This is a genomic window from Vibrio tubiashii ATCC 19109 (assembly GCF_000772105.1).
Lineage (GTDB): Bacteria > Pseudomonadota > Gammaproteobacteria > Enterobacterales > Vibrionaceae > Vibrio > Vibrio tubiashii.
This window is the reverse complement of sequence record NZ_CP009355.1, coordinates 799,067-816,518: the sequence shown is the minus strand read 5'-3', so window position 1 is coordinate 816,518 and position 17,452 is coordinate 799,067. Positions and strand designations below refer to the sequence as shown.

The 17,452-nt window shown below is 41.9% G+C and carries 19 protein-coding genes; 5 read left to right on the top strand and 14 right to left on the bottom strand.

The annotated features are described in order from the left end of the window. Positions 1–5: 5 nt before the first annotated feature. The 4 genes from moeB (at position 6) to IX91_RS18770 (ending at position 4,070) form a co-directional block, all read left to right on the top strand. The gene (gene moeB / locus IX91_RS18780; protein ID WP_004746846.1) at positions 6–755 is read left to right on the top strand and encodes a molybdopterin-synthase adenylyltransferase MoeB; all 750 of its coding nucleotides are present in this window, start codon (positions 6–8) and stop codon (positions 753–755) included. Positions 756–788: 33 nt separating this feature from the next. Beyond that, a complete protein-coding gene (locus tag IX91_RS25920; protein WP_236642977.1) occupies positions 789–1,103 on the top strand; it encodes a hypothetical protein in 315 nt (104 codons plus the stop codon). A gap of 93 nt (positions 1,104–1,196) precedes the next feature. Continuing rightward, complete coding sequence (locus tag IX91_RS18775) at positions 1,197–3,143, top strand: methyl-accepting chemotaxis protein (protein WP_004746850.1); 1,947 nt, start codon at positions 1,197–1,199, stop codon at positions 3,141–3,143. 93 nt (positions 3,144–3,236) lie between these two features. Further along, positions 3,237–4,070, top strand: coding sequence for a sulfurtransferase (locus tag IX91_RS18770; RefSeq protein ID WP_004746851.1), 834 nt, complete (start codon positions 3,237–3,239; stop codon positions 4,068–4,070). A gap of 184 nt (positions 4,071–4,254) precedes the next feature. Here the strand turns inward: IX91_RS18770 and IX91_RS18765 are convergent, their stop codons facing one another. The 13 genes from IX91_RS18765 to IX91_RS18705 all read right to left on the bottom strand — a co-directional run bounded on the left by IX91_RS18765 (position 4,255) and on the right by IX91_RS18705 (position 15,430). Beyond that, positions 4,255–4,821, bottom strand: a complete 567-nt coding sequence (locus tag IX91_RS18765) for an OmpA family protein (RefSeq protein ID WP_004746852.1) — start codon at positions 4,819–4,821, stop codon at positions 4,255–4,257. 1 nt (position 4,822) lies between these two features. Next, complete coding sequence (locus tag IX91_RS18760) at positions 4,823–6,133, bottom strand: TadE/TadG family type IV pilus assembly protein (protein ID WP_174329869.1); 1,311 nt, start codon at positions 6,131–6,133, stop codon at positions 4,823–4,825. 1 nt (position 6,134) lies between these two features. Next, the gene (gene tadF / locus IX91_RS18755; protein ID WP_004746854.1) at positions 6,135–6,719 is read right to left on the bottom strand and encodes a tight adherence pilus pseudopilin TadF; all 585 of its coding nucleotides are present in this window, start codon (positions 6,717–6,719) and stop codon (positions 6,135–6,137) included. Next, complete coding sequence (locus tag IX91_RS18750) at positions 6,709–7,239, bottom strand: TadE family protein (RefSeq protein ID WP_004746855.1); 531 nt, start codon at positions 7,237–7,239, stop codon at positions 6,709–6,711. The genes tadF and IX91_RS18750 overlap by 11 nt, the downstream gene beginning before the upstream one ends. After that, complete coding sequence (locus IX91_RS18745; protein WP_004746856.1) at positions 7,236–8,360, bottom strand: tetratricopeptide repeat protein; 1,125 nt, start codon at positions 8,358–8,360, stop codon at positions 7,236–7,238. The genes IX91_RS18750 and IX91_RS18745 overlap by 4 nt, the downstream gene beginning before the upstream one ends. Then, positions 8,357–9,223, bottom strand: a complete 867-nt coding sequence (locus IX91_RS18740) for a type II secretion system F family protein (protein WP_004746857.1) — start codon at positions 9,221–9,223, stop codon at positions 8,357–8,359. The genes IX91_RS18745 and IX91_RS18740 overlap by 4 nt, the downstream gene beginning before the upstream one ends. Next, on the bottom strand, positions 9,223–10,137 hold the full coding sequence (locus IX91_RS18735; protein ID WP_004746858.1) for a type II secretion system F family protein: 915 nt from the start codon (positions 10,135–10,137) through the stop codon (positions 9,223–9,225). Before IX91_RS18735 ends, IX91_RS18740 begins: the two co-directional genes overlap by 1 nt. Then, positions 10,134–11,399, bottom strand: a complete 1,266-nt coding sequence (locus IX91_RS18730; protein ID WP_004746859.1) for a CpaF family protein — start codon at positions 11,397–11,399, stop codon at positions 10,134–10,136. The genes IX91_RS18735 and IX91_RS18730 overlap by 4 nt, the downstream gene beginning before the upstream one ends. Continuing rightward, entirely contained in the window at positions 11,396–12,589 is a 1,194-nt protein-coding gene (locus tag IX91_RS18725) for an AAA family ATPase (protein WP_004749143.1), read from the bottom strand. The genes IX91_RS18730 and IX91_RS18725 overlap by 4 nt, the downstream gene beginning before the upstream one ends. Positions 12,590–12,591: 2 nt before the next feature. After that, positions 12,592–12,921 (bottom strand): ATPase, encoded by a 330-nt coding sequence (locus IX91_RS18720; protein ID WP_236642975.1) that lies wholly within the window; start codon positions 12,919–12,921, stop codon positions 12,592–12,594. 131 nt (positions 12,922–13,052) lie between these two features. Then, positions 13,053–14,378: a type II and III secretion system protein family protein gene (locus IX91_RS18715; protein WP_004743647.1), complete on the bottom strand. Its 1,326-nt coding sequence runs from the start codon at positions 14,376–14,378 to the stop codon at positions 13,053–13,055. Then, positions 14,379–15,155 carry a hypothetical protein gene (locus tag IX91_RS18710; protein ID WP_004743648.1) on the bottom strand — a complete coding sequence of 259 codons (777 nt, stop codon included), beginning with the start codon at positions 15,153–15,155 and terminating at the stop codon, positions 14,379–14,381. A gap of 65 nt (positions 15,156–15,220) precedes the next feature. After that, on the bottom strand, positions 15,221–15,430 hold the full coding sequence (locus tag IX91_RS18705) for a Flp family type IVb pilin (RefSeq protein WP_004743649.1): 210 nt from the start codon (positions 15,428–15,430) through the stop codon (positions 15,221–15,223). A gap of 202 nt (positions 15,431–15,632) precedes the next feature. Between IX91_RS18705 and IX91_RS18700 the strand changes: the two genes are divergently transcribed. Next, the gene (locus tag IX91_RS18700; RefSeq protein ID WP_004743650.1) at positions 15,633–16,091 is read left to right on the top strand and encodes a prepilin peptidase; all 459 of its coding nucleotides are present in this window, start codon (positions 15,633–15,635) and stop codon (positions 16,089–16,091) included. On the opposite strand, the gene IX91_RS18695 is transcribed toward IX91_RS18700, so the two are convergent. Further along, a complete protein-coding gene (locus tag IX91_RS18695) occupies positions 16,081–16,995 on the bottom strand; it encodes a LysR family transcriptional regulator (protein ID WP_004743651.1) in 915 nt (304 codons plus the stop codon). The two genes, IX91_RS18700 and IX91_RS18695, sit on opposite strands and share 11 nt — an antisense overlap. Positions 16,996–17,452: the final 457 nt, after the last annotated feature.

The following is a 17,452-nucleotide window of genomic DNA, read 5'->3' as shown; positions in this document are numbered from 1 at the left end:
GACGTTTGGAGATCTTATCTGATCAAGAAATGCTGCGATACAACCGTCAAATCATTCTTAAGCAGTTTGACTTTGACGGTCAAGAAGCATTGAAACAAGCCTCAGTGTTGATATTGGGAGCTGGCGGCTTGGGCTGCGCCTCTAGTCAGTACTTGGCAACTGCGGGTATCGGAAAACTCACCTTGATTGATGATGATGTGGTTGAGCTTTCTAACCTTCAACGACAAGTATTGCATTACGATGCTGATGTTGGGACTAAGAAGGTGTTATCTGCGTCTAATTCGCTCAAACAGTTGAACCCACACCTTGAAGTTGAAACGATCGATAAAAGGCTAAATGACGAAGCGCTTTCCGCACTGGTAGCAAATCACAGCTTAGTGCTCGACGCCTCTGATAATGTTGAAACCAGAAATCAACTTAATAAGCTTTGCTATGCTCTTAAAATACCTTTGGTATCAGGTGCCGCTATCCGAATGGAAGGTCAAGTCAGTGTCTTTACCTACCAAGAAGACAGCCAGCCATGCTATCAGTGCTTAAGTGCTCTGTTTGGTAACGCAGCCCTAAGTTGTGTTGAGGCCGGGGTTATGTCTCCTGTCGTTGGTATCATTGGCGCGGTGCAAGCTATGGAAGCGATCAAGGTGATTGCCAATTATGGAACGCCAAAGCAAGGTAAAATCCTTATGCTTGATGCAATGAGCATGTCTTGGCGTGAAATGAACTTAATGAAAATGCCAAACTGCCCCGTTTGTGGTTAACTTTTCTAAGCAGTAAGGAACAATCACTTGTTGATGAATAATCCCAAAATTTTCCTTACTGCTTTAATTACCCTGTCGCTCACTTTAGCCTTACTCATCTACCTTCTATCGCCAACTCAAAATAGGTCGTTTAATGGAGTGGTCGTTTCTCAGACAGTCACTCAGTCTTTAGATGGCCAGCGTCGCTATTTGAATGTTCAGCTGGACAATGGCGACACCGTACTCGTCACCGCACCTATTACTACTCCATGCCCTGAAGGTTCAGTCATATCCTTACTCAAAGAGCAAAATGTAATTAGCAAAAGTAGCAACTATCGCTACTCGTCCTGCCTACCCCGTTATGAGTAACGTGGCACACAAATTAGATAAATATCAATTTGCGTGTAAGCTTATTTAAAGTACCAGTAGGTTATTTAGCACACTATACGGGCAGGGACGCTTATGTTGAATCTTACTATTGCCAATAAAATACGCCTTGGTTTTGCGGTCTGTCTTTTGTTTTTCCTCGTGGCGATTCTCTATAGCTACAAAGGTATGGTAACAGCCGCACACAACTTTGAGCATTATGGAGAACTTTCCACAGAAACCGCTTTGGCTGGGGAAATACAAGCAAATTTTCTCAAAGTCCGCCTAAGTGCCCTCCAATACGCCAACACATTGTCTCAACAGCAACTCTCTATTTACGAAAGTCGTCTCTCTAAATTGCGCAAAATGGTCTCTGATGACTTAAAAGCCACCACAGACCCTCTACGTAAAAAACATTTAGAAACCGTCTTCAAAGAGGTCGATTTATTTGACGAATCCTTTCAAATCGTTAAGCAATCAACTGAGGCAGTAGAACATAAAGTTTATGTTGAAATGGTCGAATTGGAGAAAAAGGCCATTTACGATCTCGAGCAGATGATTAAGGCCGCACACGATTCATCAAATGCAGATATTGAGTACTATTCGTCTTTGGTTATGGAGAAATTCTTACTCGCCAATATCGCAGTATTGAACTATCTGCATAATGAGAAAGCAGAAGTTGCTGCTGAAGTCAGAAACTATTTTGGTTCAGAGTTGCCCGCACTTGAAGATAAGTTCCGCAACTACATCACCAGTAGTAGAGATACTGAATTGCTAAATGAATTCCTTGAACAAAGTATTGCCTACGCTACGGGGTTTGAAGAGGTTGTTAAACTTAGAGAAACACAACATAAAGCCGAGAAAGAAATGTTGGCACTCGGGCTTGATATCTCTAAAGAACTAGAGCTGATAAAACTAGAATCTGTCGAAGAGCAACACGTACTTTCTAACGATCTGTTGGAAGCAAAAAATGACACGATAGAAATTATCATCTCGCTCGCGATCCTTGCGTTCATTGTAGGGATAGTCACAGCTCTTGCAATCACCCGCTCCATTCGTATTGGGATAGATAAAGTCAAACAAATCTCTTCTCAGCTCGCAGAAGGTGATCTTTCTAATGATGTCGAAGTTAAAGGCAAAGACGAAATTGCAGAGTTGCTGAAAAATATGCGCACCACGATTCTTTCGTTGCGTGATATTGTCGGAAAGGTAAACGACTCTTGTATTAAAGTCGGTCAGATGTCAGAAGAGCTTTCGGCTATAACCCACACCACCAATCAATCATCTAACCAGCTTAGCCATGAAATGGAACAGATTTCGTCTTCTGTTCAGCAACTTTCAACTAGCACTACTGAAATTTCACAAAGTGCCTCAGACGCTGCCTCATTTACTCAATCAGCGACAACCAACGTTAACAACAGCCTCAATGAAGTCGAGAGCACACTAGAAGCAATAGAAAACGCCGAGAAAGCGATGAAAATTGGTTCAACTCAAGTAGGCGAACTGTACGATGAATCTATGAATATCGGTAGTATTTTGGAAGTGATACAAGGCGTAGCAGAGCAAACCAATCTACTTGCCCTCAATGCAGCAATCGAGGCAGCGCGCGCAGGTGATCAAGGTCGAGGCTTCGCGGTGGTCGCCGATGAAGTACGTTCGTTAGCGAAAAGAACCCAAGAAGCAACTGGTCAGATAGATTCAATGATTCATTCACTGCAATCTGGTGCCGACTCTGCAAGGCAATCCATTGATTCAAGTCACGATACAGTCACCAAAGCAGCGATACAGGCTAAGTCAGCATCTGAGAACATTTCCGCAATACACAGCACTATTGATGAGCTCGGGGACACTAACACGCAAATCGCAGCTGCTGTGGAAGAACAGTGTATGGTGACGACGACGGTTAGCGAGAATATTACCGAAACCTACAATATCACGCGGGAAAACAGCGAGACGGTCAAACATGTCGCTGACTCTGCACACGAGCTCGCTGAAGTCGCACAGTATCTCGATTTACAGATGAAGCGATTCAAAATTGCTTAACAAACACATTGCTTCTAAGTGCTGCGCGGTTGCTTGTCAGCGGGTGGTCGTGTAGCTTAATCCTTATGTCTTTCAAAAACATAAGGATAGCCAATGTCACCGCTGATCACCGCTAATGATCTCAATAAGTTAATGGACGACGACAATCTAGTTATTCTAGATACCAGCATTGATTTTCAGATCCCGGGCGAAGTAGAAAAAGACAAAACCAACCTCATTCCAGACAGCCTAAGATTCGATTACGACCAAGAGTTTTGCGATCCTAACGCTTCCCTACCTCATATGATGCCAAGTGAAGAGCGGTTTAATCGCTTGGCGCAGGCTCTGGGGATCAACAACGATTCCATCATTGTTGTTTACGACAACAGTGGCACCTTCGCCTCACCAAGAGCATGGTGGATGTTCCGCGCAATGGGTCATCAGCAAGTCTATATTCTTGATGGTGGTTTAACAGAATGGAAATCTCAACGTCTTGCAACCACAAAAACGTATCGCAAAATTGAGTCCACTGGAGATTTCTCCGGTCAGCTTGATCCGCACTACTTTGTTGATGCTGAATACGTACTGGAGCAAATTGACAATAGCCACAGCTTAACAGTCGATGCGCGTTCACGCGCCCGTTTTAATAGCGAAGTCGCTGAGCCAAGAGCAGGCATTCGAAGCGGTCATATTCCCAACTCTGTCTGTCAGCCATTTGCAGAACTCATGAAAGGGCACAAACTTAAGCCTGTGGAAGAGTTGCAGTCAATCCTAACAAGCTCACTGTCGCAGCAAGCCAGCCAAACGCTATTTAGCTGTGGCTCTGGGGTGACAGCGTGTATCGTTCTATTGGCTGCCCATTTATGCGGTTATCAGAACCTAGCAGTGTATGACGGTTCATGGACGGAATGGGGAGCTGATCCATCCCTACCGATTAGCAGTAAATAAGTTTGGCAACTCGTTTAACGATGAGCATTTCAACGCTCGGCTGTATTTGGACATAAAAAGACCCCCAATAATTGGTGTCCAACTATTGGGGGTCACTTCATCTATGCTGGCTCTTTTGTTTAAAATAACCCGCTCATCGCCGACGCCCACAAAATACACAAACAAGCAAAGATTAGACAGCGCATCACGATTTAACGGTTATCACTACACGACGATTGCAGCCTGTCGCCGAATTTTCAGTAAGGTTACAAATGGGAGAGCTTTCTCCAAAAGCATGCTCCACAATTCTGTTACCCTGATTTAAATCGTTTTTTAGATACTTTGCTACCTGTTTAGCTCGTCGAGCAGACAGCGCTTTATTGTAAACCTCACCACCTAAACTGTCTGCATGCCCTTCGATATAGATCTGTGCTTTGTCACTAACCAATCCTAAATACTTCTCTAGTACCTGCTTATGGCTAGGCGACAGCCTGTAAATATCAATACCGTAGTTAAGTACTAAAGATTGTGTCTCTTTGTCGTAAAAACACAGTTCATCTCTAGCTTCAACATGAACCACATCGCGATTGCTGTTCAATACAGTATTTTCAAGCATTTGTTCACGCTGAGTTAAATGGCCAGAAACCTGAGTTTTGACTGTATGAGAAGAGACTAAGGTAGTTGATGTTATAAATTCATCGACACTACCCAAGCAGTTCGCATAACCCAGCGGCGATAGTAAGATTGAAGTAATAATTACTGGGTATTTCATGTTAATCCTTAAGTCTTCCTGTTTCTTCGTTGATTAGGTTTAAAATATATTTGTAAACGTCGTCACCATCTTTGGCGTGGTAAATGTTTTTCCGACCAAAACAATCACCAAATCCATCCGACTCTTTAACTCGGTAGTCCACGCCAATTACTCCCATGGTGACTTTGGTTTTGCCCGCACTGCCTGTTTTGCTTTGGAATCGATTCCTTTTAGCAGATATAGTTGAGCGTAGCTTTTTGCATAGACCTTGGTTTACCAATCGTTGTAGATAGCCTTCGTCATTATCGGCACCATCAGATAAAACGATAAATACCTGCTCTGGGTTAATATTTGTTGCTCGATTCGCTTCTTGTGCAGCAGCGATGATCCCATTCCAAGAAGAAGTACCACCTTCAGCACCGAGAGATGTGTTTGATAGTCTTCTCTTAAAATTGGAGTAATCTTCAGTAAGTGGAATATCGTAAAACTTGTAATAGTCCACAAACCGATCGTTATTCTGCGCAAGAGATTTAACTTCTAAACGTGACATTCCAGATACATACTCTTGTACCTTTGAGTAAACGATTGGCTTGTCGAACATCTTGGCAACCGTTTGACTGGCTGTATTTCGTGCAAAATTGTAGGCAACTTTTCGTGGCCACGACCTACGGTAACCGTAAGCATTCAAATATACCGTTCCAGTCTGCTTGACGTGCATTGGGTTGTACCCCATTAACGCAATGCGACTCTTCTCTTCGGTGTTGAAGTTTTCAATATCTTCAACCACTCTCTCGATCGTTTGTTTAACAACATCTAGTTTTGATTTCCCCCCTTTCCAGTGATGCTTCATCGAACCACTGAAGTCAGCGATGAAGTAAACATCTACTGGTTGTGGAAGATACTTTCGTGTCACCGATTGACCTGCGACTTCAAACTCAGGCTTTAAGTCTGCTTCTTCATAAGCTATCCATGATTTATGTTCTGCTTTTGCACTGACGACAAAATCGCTGAAAGGTGCCAACTCCCCACTCGCCTGAACACAGCCATCTTTGTATTCGCATTTACGCGTGTACACTTCAACGTCGACATCATTTATATTGTCAACGACATATCGATCCACTAACTGACGTGCGTATTTAACGTTGTCATCTTCAGTTTCTTTTGGACTTGCAATTAATGCTAGGCTTGACACTTCCGCCGCTTCCAAGACACGAGCATGGGCCAACATTTGTTGCGCCATTTGCATCGAAAAAGCCATAAAGATGACCATGATGGGCAGCAAACCTATAAAAAGTATTCCTGCCACACCACTCTGTTTCTTAAATGTTCTCATCCTAGACCCTCGCGAACGAATAAGAAGTGCTTAACAGGCGAAGAACCTCACCATTGGCTACACCCAATAGATTCACCGGAATCTCATAGCACAATGACACTTGATACAAAGGCAATCTCCGACCACGAGAGGTTATTGGTAATAATTCAATCGCCTTATCTTTGGTTATGTCGCTCATATTTGGAAAATCGCAGCCATGAATTGCCCCTTTAGTCAGCGTTTTTTGGACGCGTTTGTAATGAGTTTTACCACTAGGTAATAGTGTCTCTTCTAAACGAATCTCATCGATACGCATACCAAACTTAGATTTGTCAAAGTTTGGTATCATGCGTTTCATCGATGCGGAAGCAATTGAATATGTGGTTTGCTCTGTTTTACGACAATTACCTGCACATATGTCTAGGTCCGAACTAAACAATTGTTTTCTTTCAGATAGGATCGTCGTAAGAGAGTATGAAGCTCTGTCCAACTGACCTTTTTTGTTGATAGCCAACATGTAATTCACGACAACTAAAAACAAACCAGAAGCGAACACTAGGACTAACGCCAACTCCACAGCAAAAGAACCTGTTTGTTTAACTCGCACAGCCAGCCCCCTGCCCAATCTTGAACGAACAACGCTCGTACTCTTGAATGGTGATCACTTCTCTTCTAATGACCATGTCTGGAAACCAAATTGATACTAAAGGGTCATAGGTATATTCAAGGTTATACACTGCCAGTGCCATGTCTTCCGGTTGGTCTTTTTTTTCAGGGCACTCTTTAGACGATTGATACGCGTCGGTGCACTTTAAGAATCCATCATAGTCTTTGAAGTAATCAACCCGAATTTTAACACTGCCAGGCTTTACGCCATTGCTCCACAATGCGCCTCCGGCTTTATTCATTTCATCTTTGATCATTTGACCATAGTTAACCGTGTTACTGTTGCTTGAATCACCTGCTTTTTTGGTACGCATTACTGCAGTGGTCAATGCATGGTCAGTCATGCTCATATTAAATGTCAGGATACAAATCTCGACCCAGCCAAAAATAATCGCCAGAAACAAGGGAATGCCCATCGCAGCCTCTATCGTCAACGAGCCTTTTTGTTTAGAGCGCTTCATAGTCTAACGTACCTTTTTTTTGTGTAATCAACGACGAATGCGCCTTTGATATCTAAGCGAGAAAGAAAGGTCTTGGCTTCATCTAGATCATTGAACTCTCCGATACAGTAACGCTTCCATAAACCGTGAGTGTATGAATAGACGGTTCCATAATTGGTCTTTAGATAATTCAGAAAATCAGAGGGAATCGCAGTATAAGTCGCTAACACTTGGACACGATAAGTTGGCAATACTCCTGGTTTCAATTTCTTTGGGTCAAGTTCTGAACCATCAAGGCTGTTTTTCGCCTGTTGAAACTCGTTGTCGGTAGCAAGGCGACTAACCTTTGTCGTTGGTGCAACGAAACTAGCACCAGTCCCCCTTGAGTTAAATGACGTTTTTGCTGTTGACTGTCTCACTGAACTTTCGCTCCTTTTGTTCTTTTTGATAGAGCGCATTAATGCTGCTAGTTGCTTTCGCGCCTGCTCATCACTGTTGGTATGTCGAAGTACTTCTAACGCAATGTCAGGACGGTCAGCGTTTACCGAAGAAATAATCAGGTTCGATCGCACTTTCTTATCGCTAGGGCTGGCTAAGTACAAGTCGTATAAAGTATCTGTTGCTCCAAGGTAATCGGACTGCATCATCTTAACCACGGCAATGTTGTTGCCCGCTTCTCTGTCAGAAGCGCCTCGCTTCCTGCTTTCTTCGAACTGCTCAATGGCTTCTGGAAAACGTTTCTGCTGGGCGAGTATTTTCCCTTTTAACAGGTGGAATTGTCCCTCGTCACCGCCTTCATCCAAGTACAAATCGAGGTTTTCTAAAGCTTGTGCGTAGTTTTTCTTTTGGTAATCGAGGCGCGCATTGGTCAATATGAACTCTGGCTGCTCCAAATCACTCTCGGAATAGGTATTTCTATAGAGTTCTGCGGACTTTATGTCTTTTTGGGTCAAATACAGATTGACCAGTTTTGCTTTGTAGATTGGTTCAAGCTTTAAATTTGCTTTGTAAAACTCTATCAGTTGCTGGTCATTCCCAGACCCGACAAGCAGTTTTTCTTTGGTTTCCAGTTCAGTGTTTACTGCCGCGCATCCTGAAAGAGCACAAGTGATTAATAGCGTGCAAAGAGTGAGTTTTTTCACGTCAACATCCTTAGAATGCCTGGAGCGGCAATCAGTACGACGATAGGTATCATGATAAAAGCAATTAGAGGTATGGACATTTTTGCGCCCATTTTTCCTATCCGTTCTTCAAGATCCATCATATTGAGTTCGCGAATATCGGTAGCCAATGTCGCCAAGACTGGCCCAATAGACGAACCGAATTGAAGGCTCTGTACGAGAGTCATGACAAAGCTTTGAGATTCACTGGTAGGCACTAGATCGTAAAATTCTTCTAACGCCTTTTCTAAACCGACCAATCGCGAACGTTCTACAGTGACTCGCACCACATAGGCTAAATTACGGTCGACGGTCGCTAATTCTTTGGACAAGTAATCCAAACTTGATTCAATTGTCATCCCGGTGTGAACACAAACGTTCATAAGATCGAGAAGAAATGGAAGTCTTGAGCTGATGTGCTTTATATTGGCTTTACCTCTACTAGTCACAAACGCATCGGGGCCGATTATAAATAGACCTAAAGCGCCTAATAAGTAGAGTAGCGAAAAGGCAACCTCTGTTTGACCTTGAAAGTAATCAAAACCAATTAGAGCTAGGCAAACTGTGAACGGGATAATTTTAATTAGATAGTAAACATCAGCTAGATAATCACTATAGAATCCAGCAGCTACGAGCTTTTTCCGCGTTTCTTCTTTGTTAAAACTCACCTGAGACAGCGCTACTTTAAATAAGTCGATGCGCTTACGTTCCTCGCGTGTAGAACCAATAATTTTTCGCGTTGCAATATTGGCTCGAGTATTGTCCCATGCTTTCAGTACACCACCTGCGATCAACATTGAAAACATAAATGCGAAAGCCCATAGCATTAGGGTTTGAAAATCCATTATTCGACCCCTCGCAAGATAAACCAGATGCACACGAAACCAATGAATTCACTGATCAACACGTAATAGAAAATCGGTTGTCCACCCGGTTCAAACATGACGAAGTTGTAATTCTCTGGGCTGGTGAATTTCAAAATAACTAGAAAAATGACTGGTAAACAGGCGATGATTTTCGCGGAAGCGCGTGCCTCTGACGTCAACGCATTTTTCTTTTTTTCTACCGCTCTTGAATCAAACATAAGTCGGTTAATGCGATTGATTACATCCTTTAGCTGCCCGCCTCGGTTCAAGTTGATTCGAATTGTTGACGCAAAGAAAAAGTACTCCAAGTAAGGGAAAGTCGCGGCACTTCTTTCAAGTACGTCATCAGGGTCTTCACCTATAAGCAGTCGCTCGGCCATGAACTTAAATTCATTGCCCACTTCGTTGTCTAGTTGTTTCCCTACATACTCAAATGCATGCACGATACTTTGACCAGAAGAGATCGCACCACTAAGAATATTCAGTGCATCTGGAAAGTTGTTTTTGAATTTTTCTGCCTGTCTTTGCTTGAGCTTGGTAAAAAACATCACAAACAATATCGGTTCAACGATAATCAAACACGTCATGAAGTCCTGTCGGAAAAAGAACTCGTTGATCGCGTACACTGCTCCCGCAGAGATTGAAAAGAACAGCAACAGCTTGAGCGGCATGTTTGGCTGAAACACTTTCACTGCAGCTTTATATTGTTGACGTAGTCGCGCTTTGAAATCTTTTTCAAATTGCTGAGCATCAATAACTGCTCTTGCGCCTTTCACCCCCTCAAACTCAGCTTCCATTTGGATCAGCTTATTTAGTTCCTTGTTTTGGCGTGTGTGAACTATCATCCAATAAACAAAGAGACCTCCCCAAGCGAGTATCAGTAATAGGGTCATGCAAAAATCTCCCTAACCGTCTCTTCAAGACCGAAGAACTTGGCACGCTCATAAATAACCGAACGCGTAGATAAGCCAGGAGTTCGAAACTCGCCGTTAATCTTGCCCTCTTTATACTCTGAGCTCGCTTCATAACGGAAAATGTCTTCCATAACCACACTGTCACCTTCCATCCCAATTATCTCGGATATGTACATCACTTTACGGCTACCATCGTGAAGACGCTTTACCTGCACGATCAAGTCGACAGCACTAACAATGGTTCGTCGAATAGCTGCAATTGGTAGACTCGCGGTCGCCATCATTACCATGCTTTCAGTCCGCGCAATGGCATCTCTTGGCGTATTGGCGTGTAAGGTAGACATTGAACCATCGTGCCCGGTGTTCATCGCCTGAAGCATCTCGAATGCCTCTCCGCCACGACACTCACCAACAATGATCCGGTCTGGACGCATACGTAATGCGTTAATGACAAGCTCTCGAGCCGACACTTCACCGGTCCCTTCGACACTCGCTTGGCGTGTTTCTAATCGGACTATATGAGGCTTTTGTAGTTGAAGCTCCGCGGCATCTTCAATCGTAACGATACGTTCGGTTTCTCCGATAAAACCTGACAATGCATTGAGAAGCGTCGTTTTCCCTGAGCCTGTACCACCTGAAATCAAAATATTGCATTTACAATGGCTGGCAATCGACAACAGCTTAGCCATTTCAACTGACATGGCACCGAATTCAACTAAGTTCTCAAGCTTTATCTTTTGCTCTTTAAACTTACGAATTGAAATAGATGTGCCGTCGATGGCCAAAGGCGGAATTACAATATTAACACGACTTCCATCCATCAAGCGTGCATCACATAAAGGTTTCGATTCATCAATACGACGCCCAACGTTGGAAGCGATACGCTTTGCAATCGTATTAAGTTGCTTCTCATTTACAAACTGAATGGGAGACTTTTCAACCTTACCACCAATCTCAATAAAGATATCCGACGGGCCATTGATCATGATGTCCGAGATATCATCGTTATCAACCAGCTTTTGCAGTGGCCCTAACCCCTTAAGTTCATCAAGAAGTGCTTTTACCAGTTCGACACGCTTTAGCGAGCTCACTTGTAGCTTGTTTTTGTCGATAAGAATGTTAACCGAATCTTTTAACTGCTCTTCAAGCTCTTGTGTCGTGATTTCAACTAATGTCGCAGCATCCAATGCATCAAAGATTTCATCTCTAAGTTGGATGTAAATTTCTTTTATTTGATTCATTTTCTAAACAGTGAAAAACGTGGTTTGGTTTTGATTTTCTTACCCGTTAAGGTGGAAACCATATTAGCGATCGGTGCTGATGACTTAGATTTCATGAAGTGCCCGATACCTTGCTGAATAAGCAGCTTTTCCAACGCAGGTTCGTACGCGAAATCAATACTTGTCTTAACACGAATTCGCTCTTTAGCACTGGCGAGCGTAACCATAAAATCCTTAGCTGGGCGATTGAGGTTAAACACCAATTCATGTTCCACTTTACCGAGTTTTTTCTTTAGCAAGTTGTAAGAACGTAAAGAGGATACTGAAGGGTCACACACCACAAAAATTCGATGATATTTTTCACTTAGCTCTTGGTCATGGATTTCTTCGTAGCACGAGAGCGGAGCTGAATCGATTATAAAGTTATATTGATCAATAAGCTGATTGGACAAATTAAATAGCGTTGTCGCGTGATCTGACAAACATGCTATGTTCTTTTCCAAAACAAGATAGTCCAGTTTATCTACTACAGGGTGGACATACGTCTTAGCGATCGCATCATCGATATCAATTTGATTCAAATCTATACTATTTTGCTTAGCCTTTAGACCTTTAACCCCAAGATAGATATCACTGTTCATAGCTCCAGAATCGTGGTCAACAAGTAAGGTTTTTAGATTGGCTTGTCCTGCTAAGGAATGGCATAAGAGCGAACTAACACTAGAAACACCTACCCCACCTTTTGTACCAAGGATCAGAATTCGCTTAGCGACACGGGTACGCTTGACACTGGACTCTTGTTCTTCATTCGACTTAATTGCCGCGAGTAAAGCGTCAAGTTCCGCATCCCACAACACATAGTTGGCACCTAGTGAGTGAACTTGGTTCCGTAGCTTAATCGAATCAACATCGCACAACACCAGCAATGAAATGCTGACATCTAGGCGTGTTGCTATCTCTGAAGTTTGATCAACCACGTTGCCTGCGCCTCTTAGATCCAGGATAACGTGATTCAGTTTTACATCAGAGTTGTTCCACGCGCTGTCGTTATCAATATCCGGCACTTCTATGGGTTTTGCATAGCCCTCAATCGCATATAGGTCGTTAACGGACTCTATAAACGCTGCATCATCTGAAACGATGAGATCCCTTGCGGATATACTCTCCTTCATTTTTGAAGACGAGTTTTTGAATAAGATATCTAAATCCATACTTATTGAACTCGTGTGATCGGATTAACCAGGCTAATGTTTCTGTTGTGTTCGACACTACAGCCAAATCGGTATGCTTCCCTCTTGCTAAAGGTCATCGCTCCGCAATCGCTACTTTTGATTTGCACATACTGTGCGGTAATCAATATGTTTTTTTCTTGGCTTGGACTGGCGAGTGCAACCTTGTATCTATCCTTTGCCACACCTTGTGTTTTGAACTGGTCATGCAGCTTCGCGACAAAATCACTGGAACCCGTTTTGTATTCAACGAGGAATCTCACCTTAGGCTCACGTCTTTTTACGTCCTGTATAAAAGCGACTGCTCGTGCCATTGAGTCATCTCCTTGAGTGGAATTGAACTCTAGCCGTTCTTCCAATTGTTCAATGACACTCGAGTTCGTTCTATCAACTTGACTGCATGCCGCGCTTAAAAGTGCCAACATAGAAATAACTATCCAACGCATTAGTTGAAGCCCCCCTGTTCAATTGTTCCTTCTAGTTCTGGCTCATCTAATGATGACAAATCAATTCGCAGTAACCGCTCTATTTCGCTAGTGCGCTTAAAACTCGGTAACTTGACGTCTTCTGAATCAACCGGGTCGACGAGATTGACTGTCGCGACGATTATCAACTCTGTTTTCGAACGGTTTGTGGTCGTGTGGCTAAATAGAGCCCCCAAGATTGGGATATCACCAAGAAATGGAATTTTGGTTAGCGCCTCACGCTCTTCTGAAGTTAACAGACCCGCGAGTACAAAACTTTGGCCGTCTTTAAGATGAACGGTGGTTTGCGCGCGACGAGTCCGCAGCGTAGGGACAGATATCAAGCCTGTTGATGTTTTGTTTGACTCATCAATCGAACTGACTTCTGGCATCAGTGTGAGGCGGATATTTTCTGTATCAGTCACTTTCGCGACCATCGCGAGTTTAACACCATACTCTTTGTAACTAATGGTAATGCCGTCTTCATCACGCACAGCGATAGGTATTTCGCCACCAGCAAGAAAGCTAGCCTGTTCACCAGAGATTACCGATAAATTAGGTTCGGCTAGGACTTGTCCAATCTTGTCATCTCCACTGGCTGAAATTACCGATACAATATCTTGAGCAGTGAAATCAAGCAGTTTGTTGACAAACTTACCTGGCTCTCCACTATCGCTGTATGTAACACCTAACTCAGTTAAGAATGAGCTAGACACCTCTGCAACAGTTAGCTTTACGTTGATTTGCTCTGTGGTTAATACCTTGAGATTATTGATGACTTGATCGTAAGTAAACCGAGCGGTGTAATCTAATTCGTCGAACTCTTCACCGTCAGCGTCTCGCAGTTCGTATACCTTTCGACGTCGCTCTTTATTTAGCATTTCACCCACAAGGCGATATACCTTTTGTTTAACCTCTTCACTACTGACAATACCGTCTAGTACCACTTGGTCACCCACGTTTGAGACCACAACACTTTCATCAGGGAAGCGCGCAATTATAGTTTGCTTTAATAATCGCAAGCTTTGGTTTACAACCAGTTCTGCGTTATATATTTCGTTACCACCTCGGTCATACACAATCACCGAAGTGCTACCCTGACCGACGCCGTAAACCACAACTTTATTCTCATCAATAATCTTGTAATCGGCGATTTCTTGGTTCGCGACAAAAACGGTAGCGACCTGACGTTTTAGATTAATCGTTTTGGCCGCGCCTTGATCTAAACTCATCAATTGCGAAGCGTATGCAGGAAAACAGAGAATGAGATACAGTAGTGCTGTCGACTTAGTTTTATTTCCCACCATTTAATCTTTACCCCTTAACTCTCTTACACCAAATTGTGTTTCCAGTAAGTCACTGCTGCGAATAGATAAATAGCGGTTTTCAATCTCCGCAGGGACAATGTTTACATCCCCCACTTTTTGTGCCATTTCAAGTTTTAGTACATCACGCATTTTGAGTGCTATCACGATGCTATATTGCTTATCTTCCGCGTCCTGGGCGTCTTCATCCTCATCCCCCTTGATTACCTGCAAAACCCTTGCGCCGCTGATTATGACCCGACTAACTAGACCACCAACATCGCCATAGCCGTCTTCGAGCAAATTATTTTCTGAAGAAGTGGTAGAGACAAAACTAACTTTGTCTCCCGGATAAAGAGTTAGAGTTTGAACAACTCCAAGCCCCGATACATGGTAGTAATAAGGCAATTCCCCATCATTGACAGACAAAAACATATAATCTCGTTCGCCTGGATTTGAAATATCTTTTTGTGAAATAAGATCTCCTGGGTTTAACTCTCGTCTAAATAAAGCCCCTGGTTGAATGTTAATATTTTCTTGCGCTGTATAGTCCAAGCCCTCGACCTGTGATAAGTTGATCAGCTCTGTTTTATAGGAATATGCATTTATTATCTGACCTTTGTTTACGTCATCATTTATCACCAAAACAGTCACTTTGGGTTCTGGTATATTAGTTTGTTCTTGCTGTTCTTTAGTCGAAGAAAAATAATTATTGTTAATAAAAACAAAGCTGGAGAAAATGGCGAGAGCAACAAGTACAAGAATAATTGTTCTATTCATATTGAGTCTAAGTAGTAACGAAATAGGGGCTATCGCCCCTAGAAAAACACAGTGAGTTAATTTACTTAACTACCTGTAGCCGTAGTCAGATTAGTAGTTACTTTAGTTAATGCTCCTGTAATTGCATTTTTCAGTGTATCTGTTTGGAATGCTGCTAATACAAGTGCTGACATAACAACTGCGATAATTGCATACTCAACAGCCGTTACACCGCGGATGTCATCTTCGAATTTCATTTTAAGCTCTGCAAGCTTAGCTAAAGTTTTGTAGTACATAATGTTCCTCTAAAATGTTGGCCTTAGCCTGTGTATATTTCAGAAGGGATTAAATCATCCAATATTAATTACAACAAATTATTATTTTTTATGGAGTTATAATTTTTTATTATCTTAACATTTGCAATGTTCTTATAGAGGTATAAATTATACTTATGCGGTAATTGTTGATAATAATTATCTTAAGGGATAATATTTCAAGATGACTGTAGACACTATTTTTCCAATATCATTCATCGTAGTAAACCTTACTTGTACTATTAAGGCATGTATTAGCGACTATAAAAGTAGAACAATATCAAATAGTCTATGTAAAACACTATTCGTTATTAATTCAATCGCAGCTTGTTACTATGATTATGTTTTTCAATCAGCAACTACAACCTTTGTTATTTTTTCGATTCTCATTTTGATGTGGTTAGTTGGCTGTTTCGGTGCTGGAGACATCAAGCTACTGTGCGCGTTTACAATAGGAATAAAACCCGACATCACTATTGCTTGTTTGGTTATGGTGGGACTACTGGGGGGTGTTCAAGTGACTATCATGTATATAGTAGGAATAGCGTCGAGTAAAAAAGTTTTTGAAAAAGGTATTCCCTATGGAATACCTATATCTATGAGCGGTTTAGTCTTTTCAACAATCTCTTTTCTTAGTTTCTAAAAGCTGACATTCGGCAAGGTTTGAAACTAGTGGTATTTTGTCGTAGTTGCTCGTCTTCCTTAAGTTCAAACAACTCTTGCATTTTGTACTTTAATCCAAGCTCTTCAAGTTCGTGAGTAACATCATCGCTACACCAAACATACATATTAGCCTTCTGGTTAATGATCACTTTGCGACAGTCTAAATTTCGAACTGACCATTCTGGAAAGATCAATACCGTGCCATTTGTTTCAAGCTCATTCTTAATCAATCTCAATGAGTTAGTTGAAACCCAACTAGTAACAAAAGAAGCATCTATACCGTGCTGTTTAAGAATATCTTGGACATCCGATCTATTTAACGTATGGCAATATACAATTCGCTGTGGGTAGCACTCATGCGGATCCATAACATGTGAATGGGCAATAGCATAGTTAACCGTATTGAGTTGATACGAACGCCCATCTGTACACGGAAGCCTACTAACCGAAAAAATCAGGTCATAATTGTCTATATCTAGATGCCCACAACTCGCAAAACTGGTGATTGATAGGTCGATATTGTTTAGCGCTCTAAATTCATTAATTATTTTATCAACCATATCAGGACAAAATAACTCTGCAATGGCAATGTTGAATTGATCTCGCAGTTCTACGCTTTCCAAATCGTTGAACAACTTCTCATACATAGACATTGTTTGGTCAGCATATTCAAGTAACACTTGGCCATGTTTTGTGAGCACAAAGCCCTCTTTTCTATCAAAAATACTTGCCCCTATCGTACTTTCAATCTTCTTAATATGTTGTGAAACTGCAGGTTGTGTCATGAACAACGATTCAGCCGCTGCGGTAAAGCTTTTTTGCTTGGCAACCTGCGAAAAAGTTCTTAGGTATTTGACGTCGATACTTCTATTGACGGTTTTCATGGTCGAAACTACCTCGATGTTGCGATTTTATATTTTTTTAATGAGCTAAATAATTTAGCTGCAAAATAACAATTGTGTCATATAGATACAAACAGCAATATTTATGGAGTCATAAATAAGTCTTATACAACAAAGCACTTAATCACAAAGCTCGTCATCGTACGTCGAAGCAACAGATATCAATATGGAAAGATAAAGATTAGAAGGCTCAATGTTAGAATATTGGCTCTAGAGCAGGTTTTACTTGGGTTTTATACTGCAATCAATCGTAAATGCAGATATTTTTCCTGCAATAGTTAAAGTTCGTTAAACCCAGTATTTAGGGTAGCTATTAGTGAGGAAGATGAAGATGTTGAAACAATTAATAGAAATTTGTGAAGTAAAATCACTTATATAAAAACTAATTAATGTGATCTATGCAACACTACGAATTATTTTGCCATCAGTAACGACACTA